Annotated in this window: 25 protein-coding genes; 17 read left to right on the top strand and 8 right to left on the bottom strand. The window is 66.6% G+C overall.

Features of this window, described 5'->3' with window-relative positions; all coding sequences use genetic code 11:
- The first annotated feature begins 108 nt into the window (after positions 1 to 108).
- Genes JL100_RS17835 through JL100_RS17825 form a run of 3 tightly spaced genes read left to right on the top strand, consistent with a single transcriptional unit; the run spans position 109 to position 2,830 of the window.
- Entirely contained in the window at positions 109 to 1,212 is a 1,104-nt protein-coding gene (locus JL100_RS17835; protein ID WP_202678894.1) for an electron transfer flavoprotein subunit alpha/FixB family protein, read from the top strand.
- A 26-nt stretch (positions 1,213 to 1,238) separates the two neighbouring features.
- A complete protein-coding gene (locus JL100_RS17830; RefSeq protein ID WP_202678893.1) occupies positions 1,239 to 2,540 on the top strand; it encodes an FAD-dependent monooxygenase in 1,302 nt (433 codons plus the stop codon).
- Positions 2,537 to 2,830, top strand: coding sequence for a ferredoxin family protein (locus JL100_RS17825; RefSeq protein WP_202678892.1), 294 nt, complete (start codon positions 2,537 to 2,539; stop codon positions 2,828 to 2,830). The genes JL100_RS17830 and JL100_RS17825 overlap by 4 nt, the downstream gene beginning before the upstream one ends.
- A 132-nt stretch (positions 2,831 to 2,962) precedes the next feature.
- Here the strand turns inward: JL100_RS17825 and pal are convergent, their stop codons facing one another.
- The gene (pal, locus tag JL100_RS17820; RefSeq protein ID WP_228420772.1) at positions 2,963 to 3,442 is read right to left on the bottom strand and encodes a peptidoglycan-associated lipoprotein Pal; all 480 of its coding nucleotides are present in this window, start codon (positions 3,440 to 3,442) and stop codon (positions 2,963 to 2,965) included.
- 367 nt (positions 3,443 to 3,809) lie between these two features.
- Between pal and JL100_RS17815 the strand changes: the two genes are divergently transcribed.
- Positions 3,810 to 6,545, top strand: a complete 2,736-nt coding sequence (locus JL100_RS17815; protein WP_202678890.1) for a glycosyltransferase — start codon at positions 3,810 to 3,812, stop codon at positions 6,543 to 6,545.
- 56 nt (positions 6,546 to 6,601) lie between these two features.
- Here JL100_RS17815 and JL100_RS17810 read toward each other — a convergent pair whose 3' ends face one another.
- Together JL100_RS17810 and JL100_RS17805 are read right to left on the bottom strand one after the other, a co-directional pair.
- Positions 6,602 to 8,005 carry an aminotransferase-like domain-containing protein gene (locus JL100_RS17810; protein WP_202678881.1) on the bottom strand — a complete coding sequence of 468 codons (1,404 nt, stop codon included), beginning with the start codon at positions 8,003 to 8,005 and terminating at the stop codon, positions 6,602 to 6,604.
- Between the two features lie 53 nt (positions 8,006 to 8,058).
- Positions 8,059 to 8,448, bottom strand: a complete 390-nt coding sequence (locus tag JL100_RS17805) for a DUF983 domain-containing protein (protein WP_202678879.1) — start codon at positions 8,446 to 8,448, stop codon at positions 8,059 to 8,061.
- A 397-nt stretch (positions 8,449 to 8,845) separates the two neighbouring features.
- On the opposite strand from JL100_RS17805, the gene JL100_RS17800 reads away from it, so the two are divergent.
- The 3 genes from JL100_RS17800 (at position 8,846) to JL100_RS17790 (ending at position 12,330) form a co-directional block, all read left to right on the top strand.
- Complete coding sequence (locus JL100_RS17800; RefSeq protein ID WP_202678877.1) at positions 8,846 to 10,522, top strand: histidine kinase famiy protein; 1,677 nt, start codon at positions 8,846 to 8,848, stop codon at positions 10,520 to 10,522.
- Between the two features lie 7 nt (positions 10,523 to 10,529).
- Positions 10,530 to 10,898, top strand: coding sequence for a response regulator (locus tag JL100_RS17795; protein WP_228420771.1), 369 nt, complete (start codon positions 10,530 to 10,532; stop codon positions 10,896 to 10,898).
- A gap of 388 nt (positions 10,899 to 11,286) precedes the next feature.
- Positions 11,287 to 12,330 carry an NADP-dependent oxidoreductase gene (locus tag JL100_RS17790; RefSeq protein ID WP_202678875.1) on the top strand — a complete coding sequence of 348 codons (1,044 nt, stop codon included), beginning with the start codon at positions 11,287 to 11,289 and terminating at the stop codon, positions 12,328 to 12,330.
- A gap of 42 nt (positions 12,331 to 12,372) precedes the next feature.
- Here the strand turns inward: JL100_RS17790 and JL100_RS17785 are convergent, their stop codons facing one another.
- Positions 12,373 to 13,059 (bottom strand): LuxR C-terminal-related transcriptional regulator, encoded by a 687-nt coding sequence (locus JL100_RS17785; RefSeq protein ID WP_202678872.1) that lies wholly within the window; start codon positions 13,057 to 13,059, stop codon positions 12,373 to 12,375.
- Between the two features lie 408 nt (positions 13,060 to 13,467).
- Here JL100_RS17785 and JL100_RS17780 point away from each other — a divergent pair, with 408 nt between their 5' ends.
- Positions 13,468 to 13,677: a cold-shock protein gene (locus tag JL100_RS17780; protein ID WP_158046181.1), complete on the top strand. Its 210-nt coding sequence runs from the start codon at positions 13,468 to 13,470 to the stop codon at positions 13,675 to 13,677.
- 116 nt (positions 13,678 to 13,793) lie between these two features.
- Positions 13,794 to 14,036: a hypothetical protein gene (locus tag JL100_RS17775; protein ID WP_202678869.1), complete on the top strand. Its 243-nt coding sequence runs from the start codon at positions 13,794 to 13,796 to the stop codon at positions 14,034 to 14,036.
- A gap of 29 nt (positions 14,037 to 14,065) precedes the next feature.
- On the opposite strand, the gene JL100_RS17770 is transcribed toward JL100_RS17775, so the two are convergent.
- Both JL100_RS17770 and JL100_RS17765 read right to left on the bottom strand, forming a co-directional pair.
- On the bottom strand, positions 14,066 to 15,133 hold the full coding sequence (locus tag JL100_RS17770) for a phosphotransferase family protein (RefSeq protein ID WP_202678867.1): 1,068 nt from the start codon (positions 15,131 to 15,133) through the stop codon (positions 14,066 to 14,068).
- Between the two features lie 15 nt (positions 15,134 to 15,148).
- Entirely contained in the window at positions 15,149 to 15,913 is a 765-nt protein-coding gene (locus JL100_RS17765) for an SDR family NAD(P)-dependent oxidoreductase (protein WP_202678865.1), read from the bottom strand.
- Between the two features lie 171 nt (positions 15,914 to 16,084).
- On the opposite strand from JL100_RS17765, the gene surE reads away from it, so the two are divergent.
- The gene (surE, locus tag JL100_RS17760; RefSeq protein ID WP_202678863.1) at positions 16,085 to 16,858 is read left to right on the top strand and encodes a 5'/3'-nucleotidase SurE; all 774 of its coding nucleotides are present in this window, start codon (positions 16,085 to 16,087) and stop codon (positions 16,856 to 16,858) included.
- Here surE and JL100_RS17755 read toward each other — a convergent pair.
- A complete protein-coding gene (locus tag JL100_RS17755) occupies positions 16,850 to 17,530 on the bottom strand; it encodes a TetR/AcrR family transcriptional regulator (RefSeq protein ID WP_202678861.1) in 681 nt (226 codons plus the stop codon). The genes surE and JL100_RS17755 overlap by 9 nt on opposite strands.
- A gap of 166 nt (positions 17,531 to 17,696) precedes the next feature.
- Between JL100_RS17755 and JL100_RS17745 the strand changes: the two genes are divergently transcribed.
- The 4 genes from JL100_RS17745 (at position 17,697) to JL100_RS17730 (ending at position 22,021) form a co-directional block, all read left to right on the top strand.
- The gene (locus JL100_RS17745) at positions 17,697 to 18,905 is read left to right on the top strand and encodes an acyl-CoA dehydrogenase family protein (RefSeq protein ID WP_228420770.1); all 1,209 of its coding nucleotides are present in this window, start codon (positions 17,697 to 17,699) and stop codon (positions 18,903 to 18,905) included.
- Positions 18,906 to 19,043: 138 nt separating this feature from the next.
- Positions 19,044 to 20,741: a DUF2491 family protein gene (locus tag JL100_RS17740; RefSeq protein WP_202678849.1), complete on the top strand. Its 1,698-nt coding sequence runs from the start codon at positions 19,044 to 19,046 to the stop codon at positions 20,739 to 20,741.
- A gap of 43 nt (positions 20,742 to 20,784) precedes the next feature.
- Positions 20,785 to 21,210 carry a DUF350 domain-containing protein gene (locus tag JL100_RS17735; RefSeq protein ID WP_202678847.1) on the top strand — a complete coding sequence of 142 codons (426 nt, stop codon included), beginning with the start codon at positions 20,785 to 20,787 and terminating at the stop codon, positions 21,208 to 21,210.
- A gap of 40 nt (positions 21,211 to 21,250) precedes the next feature.
- Positions 21,251 to 22,021: a hypothetical protein gene (locus JL100_RS17730; protein ID WP_202678836.1), complete on the top strand. Its 771-nt coding sequence runs from the start codon at positions 21,251 to 21,253 to the stop codon at positions 22,019 to 22,021.
- A gap of 76 nt (positions 22,022 to 22,097) precedes the next feature.
- Here JL100_RS17730 and JL100_RS17725 read toward each other — a convergent pair whose 3' ends face one another.
- Positions 22,098 to 23,078, bottom strand: a complete 981-nt coding sequence (locus tag JL100_RS17725) for a sensor histidine kinase (protein ID WP_202678834.1) — start codon at positions 23,076 to 23,078, stop codon at positions 22,098 to 22,100.
- 128 nt (positions 23,079 to 23,206) lie between these two features.
- Between JL100_RS17725 and JL100_RS17720 the strand changes: the two genes are divergently transcribed.
- From JL100_RS17720 to JL100_RS17710, 3 genes are all read left to right on the top strand, one after another.
- Positions 23,207 to 23,638: a response regulator gene (locus tag JL100_RS17720; RefSeq protein ID WP_202678831.1), complete on the top strand. Its 432-nt coding sequence runs from the start codon at positions 23,207 to 23,209 to the stop codon at positions 23,636 to 23,638.
- 282 nt (positions 23,639 to 23,920) lie between these two features.
- A complete protein-coding gene (locus JL100_RS17715; protein ID WP_202678825.1) occupies positions 23,921 to 24,313 on the top strand; it encodes a hypothetical protein in 393 nt (130 codons plus the stop codon).
- Positions 24,314 to 24,536: 223 nt separating this feature from the next.
- Positions 24,537 to 26,306: an acyl-CoA dehydrogenase gene (locus tag JL100_RS17710; RefSeq protein ID WP_202678823.1), complete on the top strand. Its 1,770-nt coding sequence runs from the start codon at positions 24,537 to 24,539 to the stop codon at positions 26,304 to 26,306.
- Positions 26,307 to 26,316: the final 10 nt, after the last annotated feature.

The following is a 26,316-nucleotide window of genomic DNA, read 5'->3' as shown; positions in this document are numbered from 1 at the left end:
GGGACCGGTCGCGGAAGGCGGGCGCCTGACACGGCCGCCGCCAACCCCGATCGTACCCGACCCCGTCCGACGCCTGCCGAACCCCTACTTCGAGACTGTGAGGCCGACATGAGCCAAGCGCCTGCCAATCCACCCCCCGCCAAGAAGGCCGCCGGTGGCCGCAAGTTCGAACTGCCGGAAGAGTTGAAAGTCTACAAGGGTGTCTGGGTCATCGTCGAGCAGGAGCGCGGCAAGGTCCACACCGTCTCGTACGAGCTGCTGGGCGAGGCCCGCAAGCTGGCCGACAAGCTGGGCGTCGAGGTCGGCGCGGTGATCCTGGGGGCTCCCGGCCCCTTCATCAACGAGATCACCGGCGAGGCGATCGCTTACGGCGCCGACGTGGTCTACACGGTGCTCGATCCCGTCCTGGCCGAGTATCGGACCGAGCCCTATTCCAAGGTGATGACCGACGTGGTCAACACCTTCAAGCCGGAGATCGTGCTGCTGGGCGCCTCGACGCTGGGCCGCGACCTGGCGGGGGCCATCGCGACCACGCTGCTGACCGGCCTGACCGCCGACTGCACCGAGCTGGACATCAGCGCCGAGAACCGCAGCCTGGCCGCCACCCGCCCGACCTTCGGCGGCACCCTGCTGTGCACCATCCAGACGCTGGCCTATCGCCCGCAGATGGCGACCATCCGGCCGCGCGTCATGCAGATGCCCGAGCGCGACGGAACCCGCACCGGCCGGGTCGTCGAGGTCACGCCGAACCTGGCGGAAGAGGTGTTCGTCACCAAGGTGCTGGACTTCATCCCGGACAGCGACCAGGAGGAGGCGCAGCTCGCCTTCGCCGACATCATCGTGTCGGGCGGGAAGGGGCTCCAGAAGCCGGAGAACTTCAAGCTGATCTGGGACCTGGCCGAAGTGCTGGGGGCCGAGGTCGGCGCGTCCAGGCCCTGCACCCAGGCCGGCTGGGTCACCAGCGACCGGCAGGTCGGCCAGACCGGCAAGACGGTCCGCCCGAAGCTCTACATCGCCGCCGGCATCTCGGGCGCCATCCAGCATCGCGTCGGCTGCGAGAATTCCGACGTGATCCTGGCGATCAATTCCGATCCCAACGCGCCGATCTTCGACTTCGCCCACCATGGCATCGTCGGCGACGCGCTGCAGATTCTTCCGGCCTTGACGGAGCAGTTCCGCCAGCGCCGACTGGTCAACCGCAAGGCGAGCTGACCACCCGCCAGAGGAGAGTGCCTGACATGGTAGAGAAGTTTGATGCCATCGTCGTCGGCGCCGGACCTTCCGGCAACTCGGCGGCGTACACCCTGGCGAAGGGTGGCTTGAAGGTCCTGCAGATCGAGCGCGGCGAATATTCCGGCTCCAAGAACGTCCAGGGCGCGATCATGTATGCCGACGCGCTGGAGCGGATCATCCCCGACTTCCGCGACGACGCGCCGCTGGAACGCCACATCATCGAACAGCGCATCTGGTTGCTGGGCGACGACAGCTATATCGGGACCAATTACCGGTCCGACAGCTTCAACAGCGAGCGCCCGAACCGCTACACCATCATCCGCGCCCAGTTCGACAAATGGTTCAACGAGAAGGTCCGCGAAGCCGGCGCCCTCGTGATCTGCGAGACCACGGTCACCGAACTGCTGCGCGATGCCAACGGCAAGGTCTACGGCGTTCGCACCGACCGCGAGAACGGCGAGGTCCATGCCGACGTGGTCATCATGGCCGACGGCGTCAACGCCCTGCTGGCCCGCCGCGCCGACCTGCAGCCGGAGCTTCCGCCCGAGAACGCGGCGCTGGCGGTGAAGGAGATCCACTTCATCGACCCCGCGCTGATCGAGCAGCGCTTCCAGGTCAAGGGCGACGAAGGCGTCGTCATCGAGATGATGGGCAAGGTCACCGGCGGCATGGTCGGAACCGCGTTCCTCTATACCAACAAGGAATCGCTGACCATCGGCATCGGCTGCCTGATCTCCGACTTCAAGGAGAGGGGCATCGCCCCGTACAAGCTGCTCGAGGACCTGAAGAACCATCCGGTGATCAAGCCCCTGATCCAGGGCGGCGAGGTCAAGGAGTATGCCGGCCACCTGATCCCCGAGGGTGGCTACAAGGCTGCCCCGCAGGTCTGCGGTGATGGCTGGATGGTGGTCGGCGACGCCGCCCACCTGAACAACGCCGCGCACCGCGAAGGGTCGAACCTGGCGATGACCAGCGGCCGTTTCGCCGCCGAGACCTTGATCGAACTGAAGAAGCAGGGCAAGGCGCCGGTAGCCGCCAACCTGTCCCTTTACAAGAAGAAGCTCGACGAGAGCTTCGTCATGAAGGATCTGAAGAAGTACAAGAATCTGCCGGAGATCATGCACATGTCGCCGCAGTTCTTCAGCGCCTATCCGGACCTCTTGAACGGCGCCGCCCACAATCTCTTCACCGTGGACAATGTCGACAAGAAGACCAAGGAGAACCAGATCCTGAAGTCGTTCGCCAAGCGGCGGTCGCTCTTCGGCCTGGTCGGTGACGCATTCAAGCTGGCGAGGGCTTTCCGATGAGCGTGATCAAGGTTGAAGACAAGCTGTACCAGAACCGGTACATCGTCGACGAAAACCGTCCCCACATCTACATCAAGGACGCCGAGGTCTGCGCGTCCAACTGCAAGAGTCAGCCGTGCACCTTCTGCTGCCCGGCCAACTGCTACACGAAGGATGACGCGGGCGGCGTCAACCTCGTTACCGACGGCTGCCTCGAGTGCGGGACCTGCCGGGTCATCTGCCAGGACCACGGCAATGTCTCGTGGAACTATCCGCGCGGCGGCTACGGCATCAGCTACAAGTTCGGCTGACCGGACCGTCCGGACAAGGAAAGAGGGCTTCGGGAGGATCACTCCCGAAGCCCTCTTTCCTTGTCGCAGGTCGGATAAGCGAAGCGGTATCCGACCTGCGGGCTTTCCGACGCCAACCCGCAGGGGAGGGCGTCAATTGACCAGGGTCACCGCGCGGCGGTTCTGTGCCCAGGCCTGTTCCCCGGACGCGCCGATCGCCGGGCGTTCCTTGCCGAAGCTCAGCGTCCCGATGCGGCCGGGCTGGATGCCCTGGGTGACCAGATAGTTCCTGACCGAGTTGGCCCGGCGGTCGCCGAGCGCCAGGTTGTACTCCCGGGTGCCGCGCTCGTCGGCGTGGCCCTCGATCGTCACGGTCACGTTGGCGTACTGTTTAAGCCACTGGGCCTGACGTTCCAGCGTCGCCCGGCCCTCCGCGCTCAGGTCGACCTGGTCGTATCCGAAGAACACACGGTCGCCGACACTGTTGGCCAGATCCTGCTGGGAGCCCGGCATCACGCCGCCGGCACCGGGACGGGCGCTCGACAGTCCGCCGGTGCCCACGCCCCCGACACCGCCGACTCCGACCCCGCCCGGGCCGCCCGAGCCGATCGGGGCTCCGCTCACCGCACCCATGCCGCTGTTGCTCGAGGCGTCCCATGGTGCCGACTCGCAAGCCGTCAAAACGAGCAGGGCGCCCACTATCCCGAAAAGCTTCAACCGCATTGCATACCCTTTATGACGACTGGCCTAGTTTTGTCCGCAGACACATAGAATAAACATGGCTACTAAACCGTTAACGAAACCGGCAAGAAGCCGATTGGTGGCAATCGGCCCCTGCGACATCGTAGCCAAGTGATAGCTGTCACATACCCATCTGCGCAAACTCGATTAGAGTGCCATCCGGTAATGTGGCGGCAAAATCGGTTTCGATACAGTCGCCCCGGCATCACCCCTTCCTGAGTAGCTTCCCGCTCAACCACTCACCCCCAGAAAAACGGCCATGTCGATCCTTCCCACCGGCTCACCGGCGGTGGACACACGCACTCCGCCCAGGCGGACCATCCTTTCCCTGACCCTTATGGCTGCGGTCATCGCCGGCACCGCGATGACCCACCTCGGCATCTGGCGCGGCCAGACCGCCCCCGTGGATGTGGCGGCATCGCCGAGCCGCCTGCAATCGGTGTCGTACAGCCCTTCCGGCCGCGACTTCAGCCCGGAAGACGACCAGCACGTGTCGGTCGCCGACATCCGCAAGGACATGGCGGCGATCAACGGCATCGCCGACGGCATCCGGACCTATACCGTTTCCGACGGTCAGGACCGCGCTCCCGGCGTGGCCGCCCGCATGGGGCTGAAGGTGAGCCTGGGCATCTGGCTGAACGCCGACGCCGAGCACAACAGGCAGGAAATCGACCAGGCCGTGGCGATCGCGCGCAGCACGCCCAACGTCGTGCGCGTCGTGGTCGGCAACGAGTCGCTGCTGCGCGCCGACCAGACCGACGAGAGCCTCGCGGCTCTGGTCGCGGAGGTACGGTCGCGCGTTCCGCGGCGCATCCCAGTGGGCACGGCCGACACCTGGTCGGAGCTGCTGAACGCGCCGAAGACGGTCGCGGTGTCCGACTTCGTCGGCATCCATACCTTGCCCTACTGGGAAAAGCTCGACAGCTCCGGCGCCTTGCCCTACGCGCTGGACAAGATCAAGCGTATCCGGCAGGCCTATCCCGGCAAGCCGATCTGGGTAGGTGAAATCGGCTGGCCCTCGGACGGCGACAATTTCGGCGATGCCCACGCGTCCCGTCCCGAGCAGGCCCGGATCATCCGCGAATTCGCCCGGGACGCCAAGCGGATGGGCGTCGAGTACAACGTGATCGAGGCGTTCGACCAGCCCTGGAAGACCGCGATCGAAGGCAGCCCCGGCCCGTTCTGGGGCGTTCTCGATGCCGACCGGCAGCCCAAGTGGCAGCTCCAGGGCGCCGTCGAGCCCAAGCCGGAAGCCTACGCGGTCGGCGTCGCGTCGGTGCTGGTCGGCGTGTTCCTGTCGCTTCCCGCCTTGTTCCGCCGGCGGGCCACCGTGCTCCAGACCCTGCTGTGGTCGATCGCCGCCCATGGCTCGGCCGGCATGACCGCCTGGGCCGTCCTGGCCGCCATGGGCGTCTATCCGACCATGGGTACCGTGATCATGTGGGGCAGCGGCCTCGCGCTCGGCGGCATCCTGCTGGTGCTGGCGCTCGCCGACCTGGACGAGATGACCCGGACCCTGCTGGGCCGCCGGCCGACCCGGCTGCTGCCGGCCGACGGCGCCGCGGCACTGATCCGCAACGCCGGCATCGCCGTGCGGGAGCCGATGGTCTCCGTCCACATCGCCGCCCGGAACGAGGATCCGGCGATGCTGAACGCCACCCTTGACAGCCTCGCCACCCAGGACTATCCGGCCTTCGAGGTGGTCGTCGCGATCAACAACACCGACGACGTCGGACTGATCACCCCGGTCGAGGAGCATTGCCGGACCCTGAACGCGCGGCTGGGCCGCACCGTGTTCAAGTTCGCCAACTTCAACCCGATCACCGGCTTCAAGGCGGGCGCCCTGAACCGCGCGCTTCGGATCACCGCCGACGAGGCGGAGGTCATCGCCGTGCTGGACGCCGACTACGCCGTTTCGCCGCAGTGGCTGAGCCGGCTGGCTCCCGCCTTCTCGGACCCGGCCGTCGGTCTGGTCCAGGCGCCTCAGGAACACCGTGACGGCGACCAGTCGCTGCTGAAGCGGCTGATGGCGGCCGAGTACCGCGCCTTCTTCGACAGCGGCATGGTCGAGCGCAACGAGGACAACGCGCTGATCGCCCACGGCACCATGATCATGGTCCGGCGTTCCGCCCTTGAGGATCTCGGCGGCTGGTCCGAGTGGTGCATCGTCGAGGACACCGAACTGGGCCTGACCCTGCTGGAGCAGGGCTGGAAGCAGCACTACACGACGGAGCGGCTGGGCGCCGGCATCACGCCGGACAGCTACAAGGACTTCCGCCAGCAGCGCCATCGCTGGGCCTACGGCTCGGTCCAGATCATGAAGGCCCACCTGCGGGCCCTGCTGCCCGGCGCCAAGGGCCTGAACGGGATCCAGAAGTTCCACTTCTGGACCGGCTGGGCGCGCTGGTGGTCGGATGCCTTGGGGCTGATTGCCGGTGCCGGCGCCATCACCTGGACCCTGCTGGCGACCGTGCTGCCGCTGCACCTGCCGCCGCCGGAGGTGACGGCCATCGCGATCGCGGCGCTGATGCTGCGCGCCGCGGCCAGCATGGCGCTGACGAAGTTCGCCTCCCGGCATGGCTGGGGCGAGACGGTCGGCACCGCGCTGCTGGGCATGAGCCTGAACTACACCGTCGGCGCCGCCGTGCTGAAGGGGCTGTTCACCAAGCACGAACCCTTCAAGGTGACGTCGAAGGGCAAGCGCAAGAAGGCGTCGAAGTTCCCCGCCGTGCCGGAAGCCGTGCTGGCAGGGCTGCTGGTGGTCTGCTGCCTGATCGCCACCGTGCTCAATCATGCCGGGACCGTGTCGCTGACCCTGTGGACCATCCTGCTGGCGGTCATGGCGGTGCCGAACCTGATCGCGGCGATGCTGGCGGCGACCGACCTGATGCCGGTCCGCGAGAAGACTGCCGAGGCTACGCCGGAGCCGGTTACCGCCTCGCTTGTCGCCCCCCAGCCGGCCGGCGCGCTGGTCGCCGACGCGGCGGGGGGCTGACGGCGGCATCATCGGCTGCATCATGGTGTAAAGGCTGAGCGGCGCCCTGCCGGAGGTCAGACGATCTCCGGCAGGGCGTCCGCGTCTTCTTCCAGGAGGCTGCCGATCCGCCCGAGCGCCGCGGCGAGGCAGTCGAGGTCAGGTGCCGCTCCCAACGATATCCTGACGGCGGAGTCCGGTGCCGGTCCCACGGCGAAGGCCGTGTCGGGAACCAGGGCAAGGCCGAAGCGGCGGACTTGGGCGGCGAAGCCCGTGGCGCTCCAGCCGGCGGGCAGCCGAAGCCAGAGGTGGTGCCCCTGGCCGTGGGCCGTGAAGCTGCCGGCCGGGAGGATGCGACCGGCGACCTCCTGACGGAGGGCGGCTTCGGCCCTGATCGTCTCGACCAAATGGAGCGCGGTGCCGTCCTGGACCCACCGGGTCGCGACCGCGGCCGACAGGGGAGGGACCATCTGGCAGACCGCCCGCAATGCCGCCTGGACGCGCGAGGCGCCGCGGTCGTCGGGACAGACGAGATAAGCCACTCTAAGCGCGGGCAGCAGGCACTTCGAGAGCGTCCCCAGATACCAGGTCAGCTCCGGCACCAGGGTCGCGATGGGCGGGACCGGTGCTGACGGCAGCAGGCCATAGGCGTCGTCCTCGATCACCGTCAGCCGGTGGCGCCGGGCGATTTCCGCCACGGCGGCTCGGCGCGCCGGCGGCATGGTGACTGCCGTCGGGTTCTGTATGGTGGGAATGGTATAGAGCGCGGCCGGCTTCAAGCGGGCGCAAGCATCGTCGAGGGCTTCGGGAATCAGGCCGTTCCCGTCCATGGCCACCCCCTCCAGCCTGATGCCGATCTGGGAGGCGGCGGCCCGCAGGCCGGGATAGGTGAACTGTTCGGTCAGGACCGTGCCGCCCGAAGGCGCCAGCGTCGTCAGGAGCGCCATGAGTGCCGCCTGTCCCCCGGCCGTGACCAGGACGCGGGACGGCGGCACGGTGCCGAGCAGGGGTGCAAGCCACCGGGCAGCGGCGGCGCGCTCCGCAGTGCCGCCACCGCTGGGGTGGTAGCTGAGCACCCGGGGCGCATCGCTTCGGCGCAGGATCGCCGCCAGGGCTTGGGAAAGCCTGGCGGGAATGGCCGCCGCCGGGGGCTGGGGCGGCAGGTTCATGGAAAGGTCGATTTCCGCGGGAAAGGGGGCGACCACCGGAGGCTGCGCCGCGGAGCCGCGCACGAAGGTGCCGCGTCCGGCCGCGGCATCCACCAGTCCGCGCCGCCGCGCCTCGCCATAGGCCCGGGTGACCGTCGTCAGGTCCAGGTCGAGGGCGAGCGCGAGAGCCCTGTGGGTAGGCAGGCGTTCCCCCGCGACCAGGGCTCCCGCGGCGATGTCCGCCTGGATCGCGTCGGCGAGGGCCAGATAGATCGGGCCGGAGGCGTCGGAAAGATCGGGCACCCAGGAGCAGGGCGAAGACTCCTCCTTCAAACTGCGCTCCCCCTCCGAATTCCGACTTGGTCGCCGACCGTATCCGGCATTTGTCAGGGCTGGTCGCGCGGGGTCAAGCGGCCTTCGTTCGCCTTGTTGATGTATTGCGAACAGACCAGCCACCCCTTCAAGGGCCGTAGCAAGGCCAGGCAGGACAGTACCAGCAGCGGCAAGGTCGTGATGAGGTGGACCCAGATCGGAGCCTGGAAGGCCAGTTCCAGCCAGGCGGCGAAGCCGACGAGAGGAAAGCTTACGATCGACATGGCGAAGAAGGCAGGGCCGTCCGCCGGATCGGCGAAGGAGTAGTCGAGCCCGCAGACCTCGCATTGCTTCGCCAGCGTCAGGAAGCCCTTGAAGATATGACCTTTGCCGCATCGGGGGCAGAGCCCTCGCGCACCGAGTTCCAGAGAACTTTTTCCGAGAGGCTCGCTATAGGGTTCCATGAGGGTCTACCAGTTGTATGGATGTTTTGCCGGGATGATGTATGCATACATATCATCCACACAAGAGTGGATGTCCGGTTAGATCATGTGCGCCGGACGGCCGGCCGAACCGGTTCCATGGCGGTGCGGCGCATAGAGGGTAGAATTTCGGGGCATTCGACTGGAACAACCCCTTCGATCCCGCGTTTAGCTCCGTCATGCCGTACTGGAGTGACTCTGTTCAGGCGCGGCTTTCCCATGGAACCTGCTCCTGCGAAACGACCTCGGTTCAAGGTCGTGACGGTATCTGGTGTGTTTTACGACTCGGGACGGACGGCGGTTCATGGTTGGTGGGAAGAACAACAGGACAGGCGATGAAAGATCGCTCGATGTCGAAGGCGGCGGACAAAGCGCCGGCTTGCCCGCCACCAGGGATCTGGACAGCCGCCACGTCTATTCCCCGACGGGAATTCCAGGCGCCCGTCATTGGGAAGAGGGCTACATCACGCGACCCGGCCTGGACGACCGCAGCAGCGTGTTCTTCGCCGCCGTCGAGATGACACGCATGCCGATGCTGGTTACCGACCCGAACCAGCCGGACAATCCGATCGTCTTCTCCAACCTCGCTTTCCTCGAGTTGACCCAGTACGACGAGAGCGAGGTGCTGGGACGGAATTGCCGGTTCCTCCAGGGTCCGCAGACGGATCCCGAGGCGGTGGACGAAATTCGCACTGCGCTCACCGAGCAGCGGGCGGTCGCGGTAGATATCCTTAACTACCGGCGCGACGGCACCCCGTTCTGGAACGCACTCTTCATCGGTCCGATCTTCGATCAGGACGGAAAGCTGCTTTATTTCTTCGCGTCCCAGATGGACGTGACCCGCCGGCGCACGTCTGAGCAGGCTTTCCGCCAGGCGCAGAAGATGGAGGCCATCGGCCAGCTCACCGCCGGTCTTTCCCATGACTTCAACAACCTGCTGCAGGTGATTTCCGGTAACCTGGAGATCGCCGCGTCCAGGGCCGGGAACGACGAGGCATTGCGCCGCGCGATCGACCGGGCCGGCCGCGCGGCCGGGCAGGGGGCGAAGCTGACCCAGCAGCTGCTGACCTTCGCGCGGAAGCAGCGGCTGGAACCGCGCCGGGTAAACCTCAATACGCTGGTGGTCGAGTTCAGCGAGATGCTGGTCCGGACCATCGGCGACAAGGTCGACCTGCGTCTCGATCTCAAGCCGGGCTTGCCGTCGAGCACGCTCGATCCGGTACATTTGGAGATGGCTCTGCTCAACGTGCTGATCAACGCGCGCGATGCGATGCCGGACGGCGGGAGGGTGACCGTCGCGACCGCGACCCGGACGGTGAACGGGAAGGCCGCCGCCCACCAGCTTCCGCCGGGGAGTTACGTCGTGCTGTGCGTGACCGACGATGGACTCGGTATGGCTCCGGAGGTGGCCCAGCGCGCCACCGAGCCCTTCTTCACGACCAAGTCGCCGGGTACCGGCCTGGGCCTCGCCATGGTCCATGGCTTCGTCCAGCAGTCCCATGGAAGGCTGGAAATCGAAAGCCGGACGGGCGAGGGAACCACCGTCCGGATGATCTTTCCGGTGGAGACCTCGCGCACGCCTGCTCCCGAACCCGAGGACGTCAGCGGAATCGGACAGGCGGACGGCAAGTCCGCTCCCGGTCCGATCAGGACCATCCTCGTGGTCGAGGACAATGACGATGTTTGCCACGTGGCCGCGACACATCTGCGCGGCCTCGGCTATCGCGTCATCTGCGCCCGGAGCGGCGAGGAGGCGCTCGACCTGCTGGACGATCGCGACTCCGTCGACCTCCTGTTCACCGATCTGGTCATGCCGGGAGGGATGAACGGACTGGTGTTGGCCCGGAGGGTGCGGGACCGCTTTCCCGGACTGCCCGTTCTGCTCACCACGGGATACACCGACGAGGCGACGGCGCCGGGTGCCGATTGGTCGGGCATGGATATCCTGAACAAGCCGTACCGGCGCAGCGATCTGGCCGAACGAATCCGTGCCGCCTTGGGCGGCGGCGAGGCCGCTCGGCCGAACGGCGCCGAAAAATTTCAGCACGAGGGGTGAAGCCGACGTGGCGCATGTGCTTTTGGCCGAGGACGAGGTTTTGATCGCGCTGATGTTTCAGGACGCATTGGAAGAAGAGGGGCACAGGGTCACCGTGGCGCGCGACGGCATCGAGGCTCTGGAAGCGGACGCCAGGGATCCGGCCGAAGCCTTGGTCACGGATCTGGCGATGCCGCGCATGGGGGGCCGTGAACTGCTGGATCGCCTGCGTGAACGACGCCCGGATCTCCCGGCGGTGGTCGTGACGGGGTATGCCGGCGAGGTTCACCTGGGCGCGCCGTTGACCGTTCTGCTGGCGAAGCCGGTCAGCCCCCGCGCCCTGACGGCCCGGCTGACCCAGCTGCTGGCCGATAGCGGCACCGTCCGGGACTTCTGAGCGTGACCCGCATATTCGAAAAAACTGATACGCACCTTGCTTTTTTGATTGAAACCAATTTGCCGCGAGACCATTTTCCGCAGTGCAGCAGCGATGCCGCAACGCCTCTCTTGGGCGTTTCCTCCCTAGACTCAGGCCGCCTTCGGGCGGCCCTTTTTTCTTTTCCCGCCTGATACCATTTTTCTTGCCGGTCGCAGGCCGCGGTAGCCCCAGGCGGCGAGGCTTGTCCCTCCGGCATGCAGACGCTAGTCTGCCCTCCGCATCACGCCCCCATGACGCCAGGACCATCTGGCCGGATTTTCCGGTCCCGGTATGGGGGACGTTGCGTCAACGAAGAGCGCGTTCGTTCGAAAGCGCATCAAGAAAGCGTCGAGGGAGTAGAGGCCACATGCCCGAGGGTAACAATACGCGCGTAGTGCTCGCGGAGCGGCCGGTGAACCGGGCTCCGGTCGAGGGCGACTTCCGGATCGAACAGGTGCCGCTCACCGATCCGGCCGACGGCGAAGTGCTGATCCGCAACAGCTTCCTGTCGCTCGACCCCTATATGCGGGGCCGGATGAGCGCCGTGAAATCCTACGCCGAGCCGGTCCAGATCGGCGGCGTCATGCCCGGCGAAGCGGTCGGGCGGGTCGTCGCTTCCCGGCACCCAGCCTGGCGCCCCGGCGACATGGTGCTGGCCAGCACGGGATGGCAGGAATACGGCTTGCTTCCGGGCGAGCGGATCACCCGGATCGATCCGGACTTGGCGCCGGCCTCCTATTACCTGGGCGTGCTCGGCATGCCGGGAATGACCGCCTATTGCGCGCTGCTTTACCTGGGCGAGCCTCAGCCGGAACAGACCGTCCTGGTTTCGGCGGCCTCGGGCGCGGTCGGGCAGGTGGTCGGCCAGATCGCCAGGATCCGCGGCTGCCGGGTGGTCGGGGTCGCCGGATCGGACGACAAGCTCGCCTATGTCCGCGACCGGCTCGGCTTCGATGCCGCGATCAATTACAAGGACTCGGAAGGCAAGGCCAAGGACTTCGAGACCCTGTCGCGGGAGGTCGCCGACAGCTGCCCCGAGGGCGTGAACGTGTATTTCGACAATGTCGGAGGAACCGTCCACGACGCGGCCATGGCGAACATCGCCCTGCACGGCCGGGTCATCATCTGCGGGACCATCTCGGTCTACAACGAGCTGGAGAAGCGCGACATAGGGATCCGCTGGATGCGCCAGCTCCTGGTCAAGCGGGCCCGGATGGAGGGCTTCCTGGTCTTCGACCATGCCCACAGGACCGAGGAATTCCGTCACACCATGGCCGGATGGCTGCGCGAAGGCCGCGTCACCTACAAGGAGGACGTGGCCGAAGGCATCGAGGCGGCACCGCGGGCCTTCATCGGGATGCTGGCCGGAGCCAACCGCGGCAAGCAGTTGGTCCGGATCAGCCAGGACTGAGACCAGCGGGTAGAGACCGGCGGAGGTGAGCGACCCGGACGCTCAGCCCGCCTTGCTCGTGGGTTGCTGCTGCTGGGCCGGCTCGCTGGCGAAGCCGTTGTTGAGCGCCCAGATCGCGGCCTGGGTCCGGTTGGTCGCGTTGATCTTGCGCAGCAGGCTCTTCAGGTGGACCTTGACGGTCGCTTCCGTGATGTTCAGGTGGTTCGCGACCACCTTGTTGCTGTCGCCGTTCAGCAGGCAGCGGACGATCTGAACCTCACGCTGGGACAGGCCCTTGCGGGCGCTCGGCATGTCCATGGTGCTGGTGTTGATCCGGCCGCTGATCAGCAGGGCCGCCAGATGGGTCGGAAACACCTTTTCGCCCATCATGACGAGGCGAAGCGACTGGATCAGGGCATCGGCCGAAAGATCCTTCATCAGGCAGCCGTCCGCACCCGCGGCAAGGGCCGAGATCAGCCGCTGCGGGTCCATGTCGGCCGCCAGAAGCACGATCCGGCCGTCGGGCAGGAGGTCGCGCAGGGTCCGGAGGGTTTCGGTTTCCGTGTCGCTGTTCCAGGTCATGTCGAGCAGCACGAGCTCGACCTTCAACCCGCCCTGCACCAGGGAGACGCCCTCGGCAACGTTCTGAGCTTCGCCGGAGATTTCGAACTTCTCCCCGCTCAGAAGGAGTTTCAGGCCTTCGCGGAACAGCTTGTTATGGTCGATCAAAAGGACCTGTACAGGAGGCATTGGGTTCCTCAGAGGGATAAATTAAACCATCCCAACTTACCTCAAGACGCCAGGATGAAAGTGGAAAAATAAGGCCTTTTCGCCGCCTATTTAGGGTTATTGACTTTACGGGCTAACACATAATGAGCGATTTTCCGAGAAGAACCAACCTGCTCTCTTTCGGTGAGGTGGTCGTCGAAATTCTTGCCGATCTTTTGCGCAACCTGATGCCGAGATTAAATCCTTCGGCTGGTGCTTCCGGTGAAATCGCGTCTTGCTTATGGTGACGGGGAGTCCCACATTAGGGCTGTCGATGCTGTTCTGGTCTTCCACGTCTACCGTCCCTCGTGCCGGTACTGGTCTACCCTCAGTCACCTCGATGCCCCATCCGCGATATTGCGCGGGGCAACGCCAGCTTGGGAGAGACATATGTCCACTGGCACCGTGAAATGGTTCAATAGCACCAAGGGCTTCGGCTTCATTCAGCCGGACGATGGCACCCAGGACGTGTTCGTCCACATCTCTGCCGTCGAGCGCGCCGGCCTCGGCAATCTCCAGGAAGGCCAGAAGCTTTCCTACGAGATCGTCCGCGACCCGCGTCGCGGCAAAAGCTCGGCGGAAAGCCTCCGGGCTCTCTGACTGGTGCGGGACGGGCGGCTTCGGCCGCCCGTTTTGTTTTTTGGCCCGGTCTCCTTCCAGGTGAACCGGCCCCGTCCGGTTTCTGAAGGCGACCCTGAACAAGGGAGGTCACCATCGTGGATCTTGCCGCAAAGCTTCCCGACATGACGGACAGTGCCCTCGATACGTTGAACGGCAACGCCTCGCGCCTGATACAGAGCGGGACGACGGCACAGAAGAAAGCGGCGACGGCCCTGATGCCGGCGCTCGAACAGGAACTCGCTACCCGCCGGCTGGCCAAGCAGGCCGCCAAGAAGGCGTCGGACGCGGCGCGCCCCACACCCGTCCGCAAGCGCGCCAAGGCCAAGGCCGCGGACTGAGGTCCGCACGACCGGCTTGGACGCGTCGTTCAGGCCGCCCGGGCCTGTTGCCATCCCAGTTCCGCCAACAGCGGCGCCATGCCGCCGACAGCATCGGCGTCGGGCGAACTCGCGTTGCCCTGGAGCGCCCGGGCGCGAACCCCTTCGGCGATCGCGGCGATCCTGAACAGCCCGAACGCCATGTAGAAGCGCCAGTCGTCGATCCCGGAACGCCCGGTCCGCCTTGCATAGGCCGCGACATACTCGTCCTCGGTCGGCAGGCCGAGCGCCGCCAGATCTAGCCCGCCCAGGCCGGTCAGGGCCCGCTGGCCGGCCGGCAGATGCCAGATCATGCAGTTGTAGGCGAGGTCGGCCAGGGGATGGCCGAGCGTGGAGAGTTCCCAGTCCAGGACGGCCAGGACGCGCGGCTCGGTCGGATGGAAGATCATGTTGTCGATCCGGAAATCCCCGTGGGCGATCGCCGTCTCGTCACCGGGGGGCCGGTTCGCGGGCAGCCACTCGATCAGCCGGTCCATGGCGGGCATGGGCTCGGTCCGGGCAGCTTGGTACTGGCGCGTCCAGCGGTCGATCTGCCGGCCGATATAGTTGTCCGGCTTGCCGTAGTTCGCCAGCCCCGCGGCGCGCCAGTCCACGGAGTGGAGCCGGGCCAGCGTGTCGTTCATGGCGTCGAAGATGCCGGCGCGCTCGTCCGCCGACATTCCCGGCAGGGCAGGGTCCCAGAAGATCCGGCCCTCGACGAAATCCATCACGTAGAACGCGGTTCCGATGATGGTGGTGTCCTCGCACAGCAGGTGCGGGGTCGCGACCGGAAAGCCAGTGCCCTTCAGGCCGGCCATCACCTTGTATTCGCGTTCGATCAGGTGGGCGGACGGCAACAGCGTGCCCGGCGGCTTCTTGCGCAGGACATAGCGCCGGTCCGGCGTATCGATCAGGAAGGTCGGATTGGACTGGCCGCCCTTGAACTGCTTTATGGTCACCGGCCCGCGAAACCCCGGCAGGGCCGCGCTCAGATAGGCGGCCAGGGCGTTCTCGTCGAACCGGTGGACGTCGCGCACCGCGCCGGTGTCGGCCGCTCCTGCATGGGAATTGGTCGTCATGGCTTTCTCCGGATGTCAGAGCGGATCGGAAACCGTGGCGCCGCCATCTGCGACGATGACCTGCCCGGTGATGAATTGCGCGGCGCGCGACGCCAGGAAGGTGGCGATGCCGCCAATATCGTCCGGGTCGCCGATCCTCCGCAAGGGCGTGCGTTCCTCGACGCGCTTCAGCAGGTCGGGGTTCTCCCACAGGGCCCGCGCGAAATCGGTCTTCACCAGGCCCGGCGCGATGCAGTTGACCCGGATGCCGCGCGGTCCCCATTCGACCGCCAGGTTGCGGGCGAGCTGGGCCTCAGCCGCCTTGGAGACGCCGTAGATACCGATCACCGGATTGCCGGTCAGGGCGGTGATGCTGGACAGCAGGACGATCGAGCCGTCCCCCCGTTCCGCCATTTGGGGCAGGACCATGTTGCATAGCCAGAAGGTGCTTCGGAGATTGGTGCCCAGGATCTTGTCGAACGCCTCGTCACTGACCTCGATCGACGGGCCGTAGACCGGGTTGGTCGCGGCGTTGCAGACCAGTACGTCGATTCGTCCCCAGGTTTCCAGGGTGGTATCGACCAGGGCGCGGAGATCCTCCTTGCGGGAGATGTTGCAGGGCACCGATATCGCCTCGTGGCCGGCACCCGCCAGCTCTTCGGCAACGGCGGCGCAGGCGTCCGCCTTGCGGCTGGAGATCACCACCTTGGCGCCGGCCCGCGCCATGCACTCCGCGGTCGACCGGCCGATCCCGCGGCTGGAGCCGGTGATCAGGGCGACCTTGCCCGTCAAGTCGAACATGCGCTTCCCCTCGGTTTCCTGTTTTCGGGGCGGAGCCCGTGCCATGGTGCCCCGCCTGGAGCGACCCGCAAGCCATGGCCTGTGGATTCACTCAAACGTTTGTTCTAATTCTATGCCATGGGACGGGGCCTGTCGAGCGGGCTCCGTCCGCGTACCCAAGGAGAAACCGATATGACGGACCGTCCGTTCAACCGCGTGCTGCTGACCAACGACGACGGCATCGGCGAGCCGGGCCTGGACATCCTGGAGGAGGTCGCGGCGACGCTGGCGCATGAAGTCTGGGTGGTGGCGCCGGAAGCCGACCAGAGCGGCACGGCCAATTCGATCAGCCTGCACCAGCCGATCCGCGTCCGGGAGCGCGGGCACCGGCGCTACAGCGTCAACGGCACGCCGGCCGACTGCATCCTGATGGGCGTGCAGCACCTGATGGGCGACCAGCGGCCCGACCTCGTGCTGTCCGGCATCAACGCGGGCGCCAACCTGGGCGACGACGTGGCCTATTCCGGCACGGTCGCGGGCGCCATGACCGCCCTGTTCCTGGGTATCCGTGGAATCGCGCTGAGCCAGTCCTACCGTACCCGCAACTCCGTGCCCTGGCAGACGGCGGCCCACTGGGCACCGAAGGTGATCCGCAGCCTGACGGTGGGCGGATGGTCGGGCAACCTGTGCTACAACGTGAACTTCCCCGACGTTCCGCCGGAGCAGGTCACCGCGATGGAGGCGGTCCGCCAGGGCGAGGGCGGCATCCTGCATATCGGAATCGAACAGCGGGAGGATACCCGAGAGAAAGCCTATTACTGGCTGCGCTTCCTGCGCGAGCGCCGGGAGTTGGCTCCGGACACCGACGTCGCGGCGCTCAAGCGGGGCGCGGTGGCGGTCACCCCGCTGAAGTTCGACCGCACCGACCTGGATGCCATGGCCGACCTGCGCCAGGCGTTATCCTGACGCCGAGGCCGTCTCCGGCGCCGCGGCCCTGGCGGCCGCGGCGGCATGGGGCCCGTGGAAACCGGCCACCGCGAAATCGATCATCCGCTCGACCAGCGCGTCGGTATCCTCCAGGTCGCACAGGCCGCCGGAGATGGCTTCCAGCCGGCCCAGGTCGGTGATGGTGTAGTGCATGAGCGCCAGCGTGAAGTGCAGGCGCCAGTAGATCTCCTCCTGCGGCAGATGGGGCAGTGCCCGGCCCAGCGGCACCACGAACCGCTGCAGGTGCCCGACATCCTTGTCCATCAGGCTGCGCATCTCCGGCGTGCCGTCGGTGCGCACCCGCGCCATGAACTGGATGAAGACCGACAGCCCGCCGCTGGGATTCTGGGTCCAGCGGATCGGCGGGCAGAGGAGCGCGTACAGGATTTCCCTCAGGGGAACCGGTCCGCCGGCGGCGCGCGCCTCCGCCTCCCTCAGCAACGCCACCCGCTCCCGGTTGAGGTCGGCGGCGCGCCGCTTGAACACAGCCAGCAGCAGGGCGTCCTTGGAGCCGAAATGGTAGTTCACCGCCGCCAGGTTGACGCCCGCGGCGGCCGTGATCTCCCGCAGGGACACGCTGGCGAAGCTCCGCTCCGCGAACAGCCGCTCCGCCGTGTCCAGGATGATCTCCTTGGTCTCCGATCCGCGCATGGTCCCGTTCCGCGTTCAAACAACGTTTCAATCTTATTTCATACGTTCGCTTCAATCAATGTCGATGACCTCTCATAAGGCAATGGACAAAGGGCAGGGGGAGCATTTATCGTGCGTGATTGAAACGATCGTTTGAATGAATTCACCGGTTAGGGGAGAGAACGCCGTGTCCGCCAGCATCCAAGCCTCCGACGCCTCCGGCCTGCGCGACAGGCTTCTCGCCTTCATGGACCGGCACATCTATCCCAACGAGAAGGTCTGGCACGAACAGCACGCCGCCCAGGCCGACCGCTGGCAGGCGCCGCCGATCGTCGAGGAACTGAAGGCGAAGGCCCGGGAGGAAGGCCTCTGGAACCTGTTCCTGCCCGAGAGCGAACTGGGCGCCGGGCTGTCCAACAGCGACTACGCGCCGCTGTGCGAGATCATGGGCCGCTCCTTCATGGCGCCGGAAATCTTCAACTGCTCGGCCCCGGACACCGGCAACATGGAAGTCCTGGTCCGCTACGGGACACCGGAGCAGAAGGAGCGCTGGCTGAAACCCCTCCTGGCCGGCGAAATCCGCTCCTGCTTCGCCATGACCGAGCCGGACGTCGCGTCGTCCGACGCCACCAACATCGAATGCCGGATCCAACGCGACGGCGACCACTACGTCATCAACGGGCGCAAATGGTGGTCTTCGGGCGCGAACGACCCGCGCTGCAGGATCGCGATCCTGATGGGCAAGACCGACCCGTCCGCGCCCAAGCACCAGCAGCAGTCCATGATCCTGGTGCCGTTCGACACGCCCGGCGTCGAAGTGGTCCGGCCCCTGACCGTGTTCGGCTACGACGACGCCCCGCACGGCCATGCCGAGGTGACCTACACCGATGTCCGGGTCCCCGCCTCGAACATCCTGCTCGGCGAGGGCAGGGGCTTCGAGATCGCGCAGGGGCGGCTTGGGCCGGGCCGTATCCACCACTGCATGCGCCTGATCGGCCAGGCCGAGCGGGCGTTGGAAGCCATGTGCGCCCGCGCGCACGCCCGCGTCGCCTTCGGCAAGCCGCTGGCCATGCAGGGCGCCCTGCGGCAGGAGATAGCCCGGTCGCGAATCGAGATCGATCAGGCCCGCCTTCTGGTCATGGAAGCGGCGCGCCGGATGGATACGGTCGGCAACAAGGCGGCTCGCGGGCTGATCGCCATGATCAAGGTGGTTGCGCCGAATGTCGCTTTGGCGGTCATCGACCGGGCGATCCAGGTCCATGGCGGCGCGGGGGTCTGCCAGGACTTCCACTTGGCTTACGCCTGGGCCTCCGCCCGGACCCTCAGGCTGGCGGACGGTCCCGACGAGGTTCACCTCGAGTCCGTGGCCCGGCTGGAGCTGGCGAAGCACGGCTGAGCCGGATTATCCGATCTCGTCGCCGATAAAGAGGCTTCCCGCCCGGACCGCGGAAGGGATAAAAGGCTTCCCGACGTGTTGACGGTTCCGTGCCGCGTTTCGTTGGCACCGAATTTTCGGAAGGATCGGCTCCTGCAGATGACTTGGCGATGGCTCAAGGTGGTGGCGCTCGGCGCCGCGCTGGTCCTGACCGGCGCCCCGGCGCTGGAACGCTGGCCGTCCGGCGGCCGCGTCGAGGTCACCATGGGCGTGGACCATGCGGAGGCACGCCCGCGGTCCGGTGGTTCACGGTCGTCGGGCGGCTATTCACGGCCGAGCAGCAGCTATTCGCGCACGCCGTCGTTCGGGAGCACGAGCCGGTCGAGCAGGACGCCGTCGGCCAGCGGCGGCTATTCCCGGCCGTCCACGTCGGGCGGCGGCATCTTCGGCTCCGGCGCGCCCTCCGCGGGCGACCGCGCCGTGTCGCGCCAGTCCGGCGGCGATGCGCTCAGCCGCTACCGCGAACAGCAGCAGCCCCCGGCCGCGGCGGCTCCGACCGCGCCCAGGCCAGATTACGGCACCCAGTACGGCGGGCAGCGGCGCAGCGGCGGCTCCGGCTGGGGCTGGGGCTCGGGCACCGGCGGAAGCTATGGTGGGGGAGGGTACGGCGGCTCCTTCGGTCGCGGATATTCGGGCGGCGGGTACGGTGGCGGCTTCGGCGGCTGGGGCGGGGCGCGCGGCTGGTCGGTGCCCGGCTACGCGGCCCGTTCGGCGTCCCGGTTCGGGATCTGGGACGGACTGTTCCTGTGGTTCCTGCTCGATAACCTGACCCGCCCCGGCTACGCCGATTTCTTCCATAACCATCAGAACGATCCGGGCTACCAGCAATGGCGGGCCGAGGCCGACCGCCTCGCCGCCGACAACGCCGACCTGCGATCGAAATTGAACTCGCTCGACCAATCCCTGGACGCCAAGCAGGGCGAACCCCGCGATCCCGAATACCTGCCGCCCGACACCCCGCGCGAGGTCGCGCTGGCCGGGACCGCCGACTCGCCGGCCGATTCGGGCGGTTTCGGCGAGTTCGGCCTCGTCGCGATCGTACTGGTCGGCGGAGGCGTGATTTTCCTGGTCTGGCTGTGGCGAAAGCAGAAGGGCGCGCGGCCCGCCCGTTCCGGAGGGAGTGGCTCCATGAGCAATCTTAGGACCGCAGGCAATATCCTGCGTCAGAAATTGTCGGGCGAAACCTACAAGCCGTCGCTGTTCCGGGTGGGCATGACGCTGACCCTGGACCCGACGCCCTTCATCCTGGCCGGCGGCACGACCAAGGTCGCGGCGCCCAGCGAGGTCTCCGGCTCCAACATGCTGGTCAGCGTCGCCATGGTCTCCACCGTCGGCGACGGCGCCGCCACGCTGCACCGGCTCTACCTGCCGGAGGAGAAGGGATTCTTCCAGATCCACCTGAACACCGCGGGCCAGCCCGACGAATGCCGCTTCTTCTCCCTGATGGACGAGGTCCAGCCGGGCAGCGAGGAGGAGTGGGGTTTCTGGCTGGACAAGCGCGAAGGCATGATCGGCTGGCCGGAGTTCCAGACCAAGGACGGCAAGGTCTATCCGCGCCTTTGGGCGCCCGGGCCGTCGCGCATTCCGCCGCACACCCAGTACGAGAACGGCACCGACGCCAACGGCATGACCGTCAGGACGGTCAACACCATGCTCTACGCCGCTCCGACCGGGGCCGCCGATCCGGCGCCGCCGACCGAATACATCATGGTGTCGGCGGTGGAGGAGGGCAGCCAGGCCTGGGTCGAGATCCACGCCGGCATCGACATCAATCCCGCCATGCTCTCCCTCGCCTGAGCCGGCCCGACCCGACCCGCCATCCAAGAAGCACGGACACCCCATGGAAACCGATTTCGGCACCGTCCTCACCAGCCTTGGCCAGGGCCTGCCCGTCCTGCTGCTGCACTTCGCGGTGACCCTGCTGCTGCTGGCGCTCGGCGTCGCCTGCTACACCGCGATAACCCCGTTCAACGAGCGGCACCTCGTCCGCGGCGGCAACATCGCCGCCGGCATCGTCTATGGCGGCACCATCGTGGCCTTCGCGATACCGCTGGGCGCCACGCTCGCCACCAGCCTGTTCCTGCTGGACATCGTGATCTGGGGCCTGATCGCCCTGGTGCTCCAGCTCGCCGCCTTCGGCATCGCGACCCTGCTGTTCCGCGACATGCGGCCGATGATCGAAGGGGGGAATGTGGCGGCGGCCCTGACCCTGGCGGGAATTCAGATCGGAATCGGCCTGTTGAACGCTGGCGCGATGGCGGGATGATGCCCAAATCTGCATCGACCAATTTGGCAAGGAGCCCTAGATGATCTCGTTCATTCGCAACCTCGTCGGTGTCAAGACGGACCGCGCCGTCCAGGCCAGCGTCGAGGCGCTGGTCCGGTGGGACCCGCAGGCCGCGACCGAGGCTGAACTGCGCACCATGGAGCAGCATCTGGACGACCTGGGCCTCCAGGTCGCCCATGCCCGCGCCAGCTACGAGCGGGAAAAGAAGGAAGCCGACGCGATCAACGCCCTGTCGCGGCAGCGCCTTGCCGCCGCCGAGCAGATCGAGAATCAGGTCGCCGCGGAAACCGACCCGGGCCGCAAGGCGGCTTTCGAGAAGAGTTTGAACACCCTGGTCTCCATGCTGGAGGAAATGGCGCCGGAGATCGAGCGCGAGGAGGCCGAGGCCAAGGATGCCCAGGAATTCCTGGAAATGCTGGAGCAGACCTATGCCGATGCCGGCACGAAGCTGAAGCGCGCCCGCAGCGAACTCGACCGCGCCCAGCGGGACATGTCGCGCGCCCAGCAGCAGCGCGAGGCGGCCGAGCGCCGGGCCGAAGCCGCCCGGCAGGCCGCCGGGCTGGCGAGCGCCACGAGCGGTCTCAGCGTGGCGCTGAAGGCGATGCAGGATTCGGCGGCCCGCGACATGGCGTCGGCCGACGCGGCGGCGTCCAAGGCCAAGCTGCTCAAGCCGACCAAGCCGGAGGAGGACGACCCCAACATCGCGGCGGCCCTGCGTCTCGCCTCAGGGCAGGCGCCGGCCCCGGCCGCCCTCTCGGACCGGCTGGCGGCGATCCGAGCGCGCAAGTAGGTGGTCGCGACCATCCGCCGTGGGCCGGCCCTTCCTTCCGGGGACGGGTCTGAACCACGGCCGATGGCGCCTCGCGTCACGCCGGGGACAGGACGATCCGGTGGCGGGTGCCGCAGGCGTTCTCCACCGAGATCCGGGCTCCCGCCTGCATGCCCAGCCGCTTGACCAAGCGGTATCCCAGGCTCCGCGCCCGTTCCGGCAAGTCGGTCGAGGGCAGACCGACGCCGTCGTCGGAGATGGTGATCGTCACCGTTCCGTCGTCTCCCCGGCGCGCCTCGACCCGGACGGTACCGGCCCTGTCGCCGGGGAACGCGTGTTTCAGGGAGTTCGTCAGCAACTCGTTGACGATCAGCCCGGTGGGCACCGCCCGGTCCAGCGGGAAAGGGATCTGATCGACATCGACCTCAAAGGTGATTCGCTCGCTCATGTCCGCCACCGCCAGGATGAGGGACCGGACATAGTCCCCCAGATCGACGTTCGAGAAGTTCCCGGCCTCGTGAAGCTGCTCTTGCGCCAGTGCGATCGACCGGACGCGCCAGGCGGTCTCCTGCAGCTTGCTCCTGGCTTCCGGTGCCTGGGCGGTGCTGGCCTGCATTTCGAGGAGGCTTGAGATCAGCTGCATGTTGTTGCGGACCCGGTGATGCACCTCGCGCAGCAGCACGTCCTTGTCGTCCAGCGCCTGCTTCATGTCGGTGATGTCGATGCAAGAACCGAAATAGCCGGCGAAGGAGCCGTCGGCATCGTGATAGGGGCGTCCATTGTCCAGCAGCCAGCGATACTCCCCGTCATGCCGCCTGAGCCGGTACGGCATGGTGAAGCATTCGCGCGTGTCGAAGCTAGTCGTGTAGATCCGGACGCAACGATCGTGATCCTCGGGATGGACCCCCTCGGCCCAGCCGAATCCAAGTTCCTCTTCCATGGTCCGGCCCGAGAATTCGAGCCACGGCTTGTTGAAGAAATCGCATGCCTTGGTCAGGTCGGATCGCCAGATCATGACCGGAGCGTTATCGGCAAGCAGGCGGAACTGGTGTTCGCCATCCCTGTCCGCCTTCGACATACTGGTACTCCCTGGTATCGGTGTGACATCATGCCCGACGAGCGGCGATCATATCCCGCCGTTCAATAAACTGCGAAGAAAGCTAAGGCGGAATGCAAAACTTGGGTTACGCCGGTTGCAATCATCGCATGATGTGCCGACCTGCCTATGCCGCGGAATCGGGCGCCGGCGGGGTGGAGCGGCTCCGTCGCGCGCTCCGCGTCCTCATCGTCGAGGATGAGGCCATTACCGCCATGCATATCGAGGACATGGTCCTCCAACTCGGGCATGATGTCATCGCCACGGTCGATACCGGACATGCTGCCGTCGAGGCGGCGAGGCGGCTTCGCCCCGATGTCGTGCTGATGGACATCCGCCTTGCCAGGGGCTCCGACGGGATCCAGGCAGCCTTGGAGATCAGGGAGGACCCCGGCATCCGCTCCATCTTCATGAGCGCCCAGTCCGACGCGCCGACCCGGCGGCGCGCGGCCGCCGCCGAACCCTTCGGCTACCTTGTGAAGCCTTTCGCCATGGTTCAGATAGCGGAGGCATTCAGCGCAGCGCTGGCCGAGATCGACTGACCGGTCCGACCCCGTCCACCGAAGGCGATGCCGCCGGCCCGTCCTCAGGCGCGGCGGCATGGAGCAGCCGCCGATGTCCTGGCCTGCGTGTATGACATTCTATGTAACGGCCTTATACGCCCGGTCACCGCAAAACTTCGACCTCTAACCTTTAGCTCAATTACTGTTTTGTGCAAAAACATCTAGCTTTCTCGTCATCAGGCAGGAGCGGTTTCCAAGCGAAGTTATTCCGGAACTCTCTTGCGGGATCGAAATCCTTTGCCTGCTTACCGAGGAGGAATCATGACAATGAACGGGCTGCCGAACTCCGGTGAGCCGGATGGCCGGCGTCCAGGCCGCGTGATCATGGGGACGGCCAAGATCATCGATTTCCAGCAGGCAGTCGCCGCGCGCGCCCCGCATGCCGCGGGCCGTCCGGCTCCGCATGTCGAGGATATGGACGCGTTCCGGGGTGAGATCGGCACGCTCCAGCACCAACTCGACCTGCTGTCGGTCCATCTGGGGCTGATGCTGTGGAGGTTCGACCTCATACTGTTTTCCATCCAGGAAACCGCCGGATTTTGCGCGGACTGCCGCGAGGCGATGGAGATGACCGACATCGACGCCATGGAGAGGGCGCGGGACGACCTGAAGGCCAAGTTGGACGAGCGAGCCGCATTCTGGCGGAATCCATAGGATTTCCGCTCCCATGAGCCACCTGCGTGATTGACTCATACGTTTGTTTGAATATACAGTCCCGCTAAGCCCGGACACCAGGGCATTCAGGAAGAACAATCCCCTCTAGGGAGGTTACGCAGATGACGCCGGTTTCCGGCCTCTCCGTTGCTGCCGGCTTGGCCCCGACTTGCGGGACCGGGCCGGTGGTCGCGCCACGCCGACCCGGCGTTGTCGGAGCGTGATGCCAAGTCTGCTGATCGACCGGCGCGACCTGGATTTCCAGCTGTACGACGTTCTCCGGGTCCAGGACCTGACCACGCGTGAGCGTTTCGCCGAGCATAGCCGCGAGACCTTCGATGCTTCCATCGATACGGCGCTTCGGTTGGCCGAACGGTACTTCGCCCCGCATAACCGCAAGTCCGACCTGGAGGAACCCCGCTTCGACGGCACCAGGGTCCATGTGATCCCGGAAGTCGGGGAGGCGCTGGACGCTTTCTCAAGGGCCGGCATGATGGCCGCGGGTCAGGACTTCGAGCTTGGCGGAATGCAGCTTCCCCATGCGGTGGCGCTGGCCGGCTTCGGGCTGTTCAAGGCCGCCAACCTGGCGACCGCCTCTTATCCCATGCTGACCATGGCGGCGGCCAACCTGATCCTGGCCCACGGGTCGGAGGAACAGAAAGCCCGCTATGTCCCGAACATGCTGGCCGGGCGCTGGTTCGGCACCATGGCGCTGACCGAGCCCCATGCGGGCTCTTCACTGGCCGACATCAGGACCATGGCCGAGCCCGCCGGCGACGGCACCTGGCGGCTGACCGGCAACAAGATCTTCATCTCCGGCGGCGATCACGACCTGTCGGAGAACATCGTCCACATGGTGCTGGGCCGGATCCGCGGGGCGCCGGCCGGGACCAAGGGCATTTCCCTGTTCCTGGTGCCCAAGTTCCTGGTCGAGCCGGACGGCTCCCTCGGGCGGCGCAACGACGTGGCGCTGGCCGGCCTGATCCACAAGATGGGCTGGCGGGGCACCACCTCGACCATGCTGAACTTCGGGGAGCGGGAAGGCGCCGTCGCCTGGCTGGTCGGGGAGCCGAACCAGGGCCTGTCCTACATGTTCCACATGATGAACGAGGCCCGCATCGCGGTCGGGCTCGGCGCCGTCATGCTGGGCTATACCGGCTACCTGCACGCGCTCGATTACGCCCGGAACCGTCCCCAGGGGCGCCCGGCGGGGGCTAAGGACCCCTCGGCGCCGCAGCGACCCATCATGGAGCACGCCGATGTCCGTCGCATGCTGCTGGCCCAGAAAGCCTATGTGGAGGGCGGGCTGGCGCTGTGCCTCTACGCCGCCCGGCTGGTCGACGAGCGGCGCACCGCCACGGACGAGGGCGCCCGGCGCGAGGCGGGGCTCCTGCTCGACATCCTGACGCCGCTGGTCAAGGCCTGGCCGGCGCAGTACTGCCTGGAAGCCAACGACCTCGCCATCCAGGTCCATGGCGGCTACGGCTATACCCGGGAGTATCCGGTCGAGCAGTTCTACCGGGACAACCGGCTGAACCCGATCCACGAGGGCACCAACGGCATCCAGGCCCTGGACCTGCTCGGCCGCAAGGTCGCCATGGAGGGCGGTGCCGCCTTCAGGCTGCTGGTTCGGGAGGTCCGGGCCACCATCGACCAGGCCGGGGGCGGGGAGGCGGCCGGCCACGCCGAAGACCTGGCGCGGACCTGGGACCTGATCGAGCGGATCACCGCGGCGCTGGGCGAGGGGCCGGCCGACCGCGCGCTCGCCAACGCCTCGCTGTACCTGGATCTGGTCGGCCATGCCGTCGTCGCCTGGATGTGGCTGAGGCAGGCAGTCGCGGTCCGGATGCATCCGGACGCGGCGTTCCGGGCGGGCAAGCTCCAGGCCTGCCGCTACTTCTTCCATTACGAACTGCCGCGCGCCCGGGCTCATGCCCAGGTGCTGCTTTCGCTCGATCCGACGCTGCTCGACATGCGGCCGGACTGGTTTTGACCGTATCCTC

Origin of the sequence: Skermanella mucosa (assembly GCF_016765655.2) — a bacterium.
GTDB lineage: Bacteria > Pseudomonadota > Alphaproteobacteria > Azospirillales > Azospirillaceae > Skermanella > Skermanella mucosa.
The sequence above is the reverse complement of the archived record's forward strand: the minus strand, read 5'-3'. Positions and strand labels throughout refer to the sequence as shown.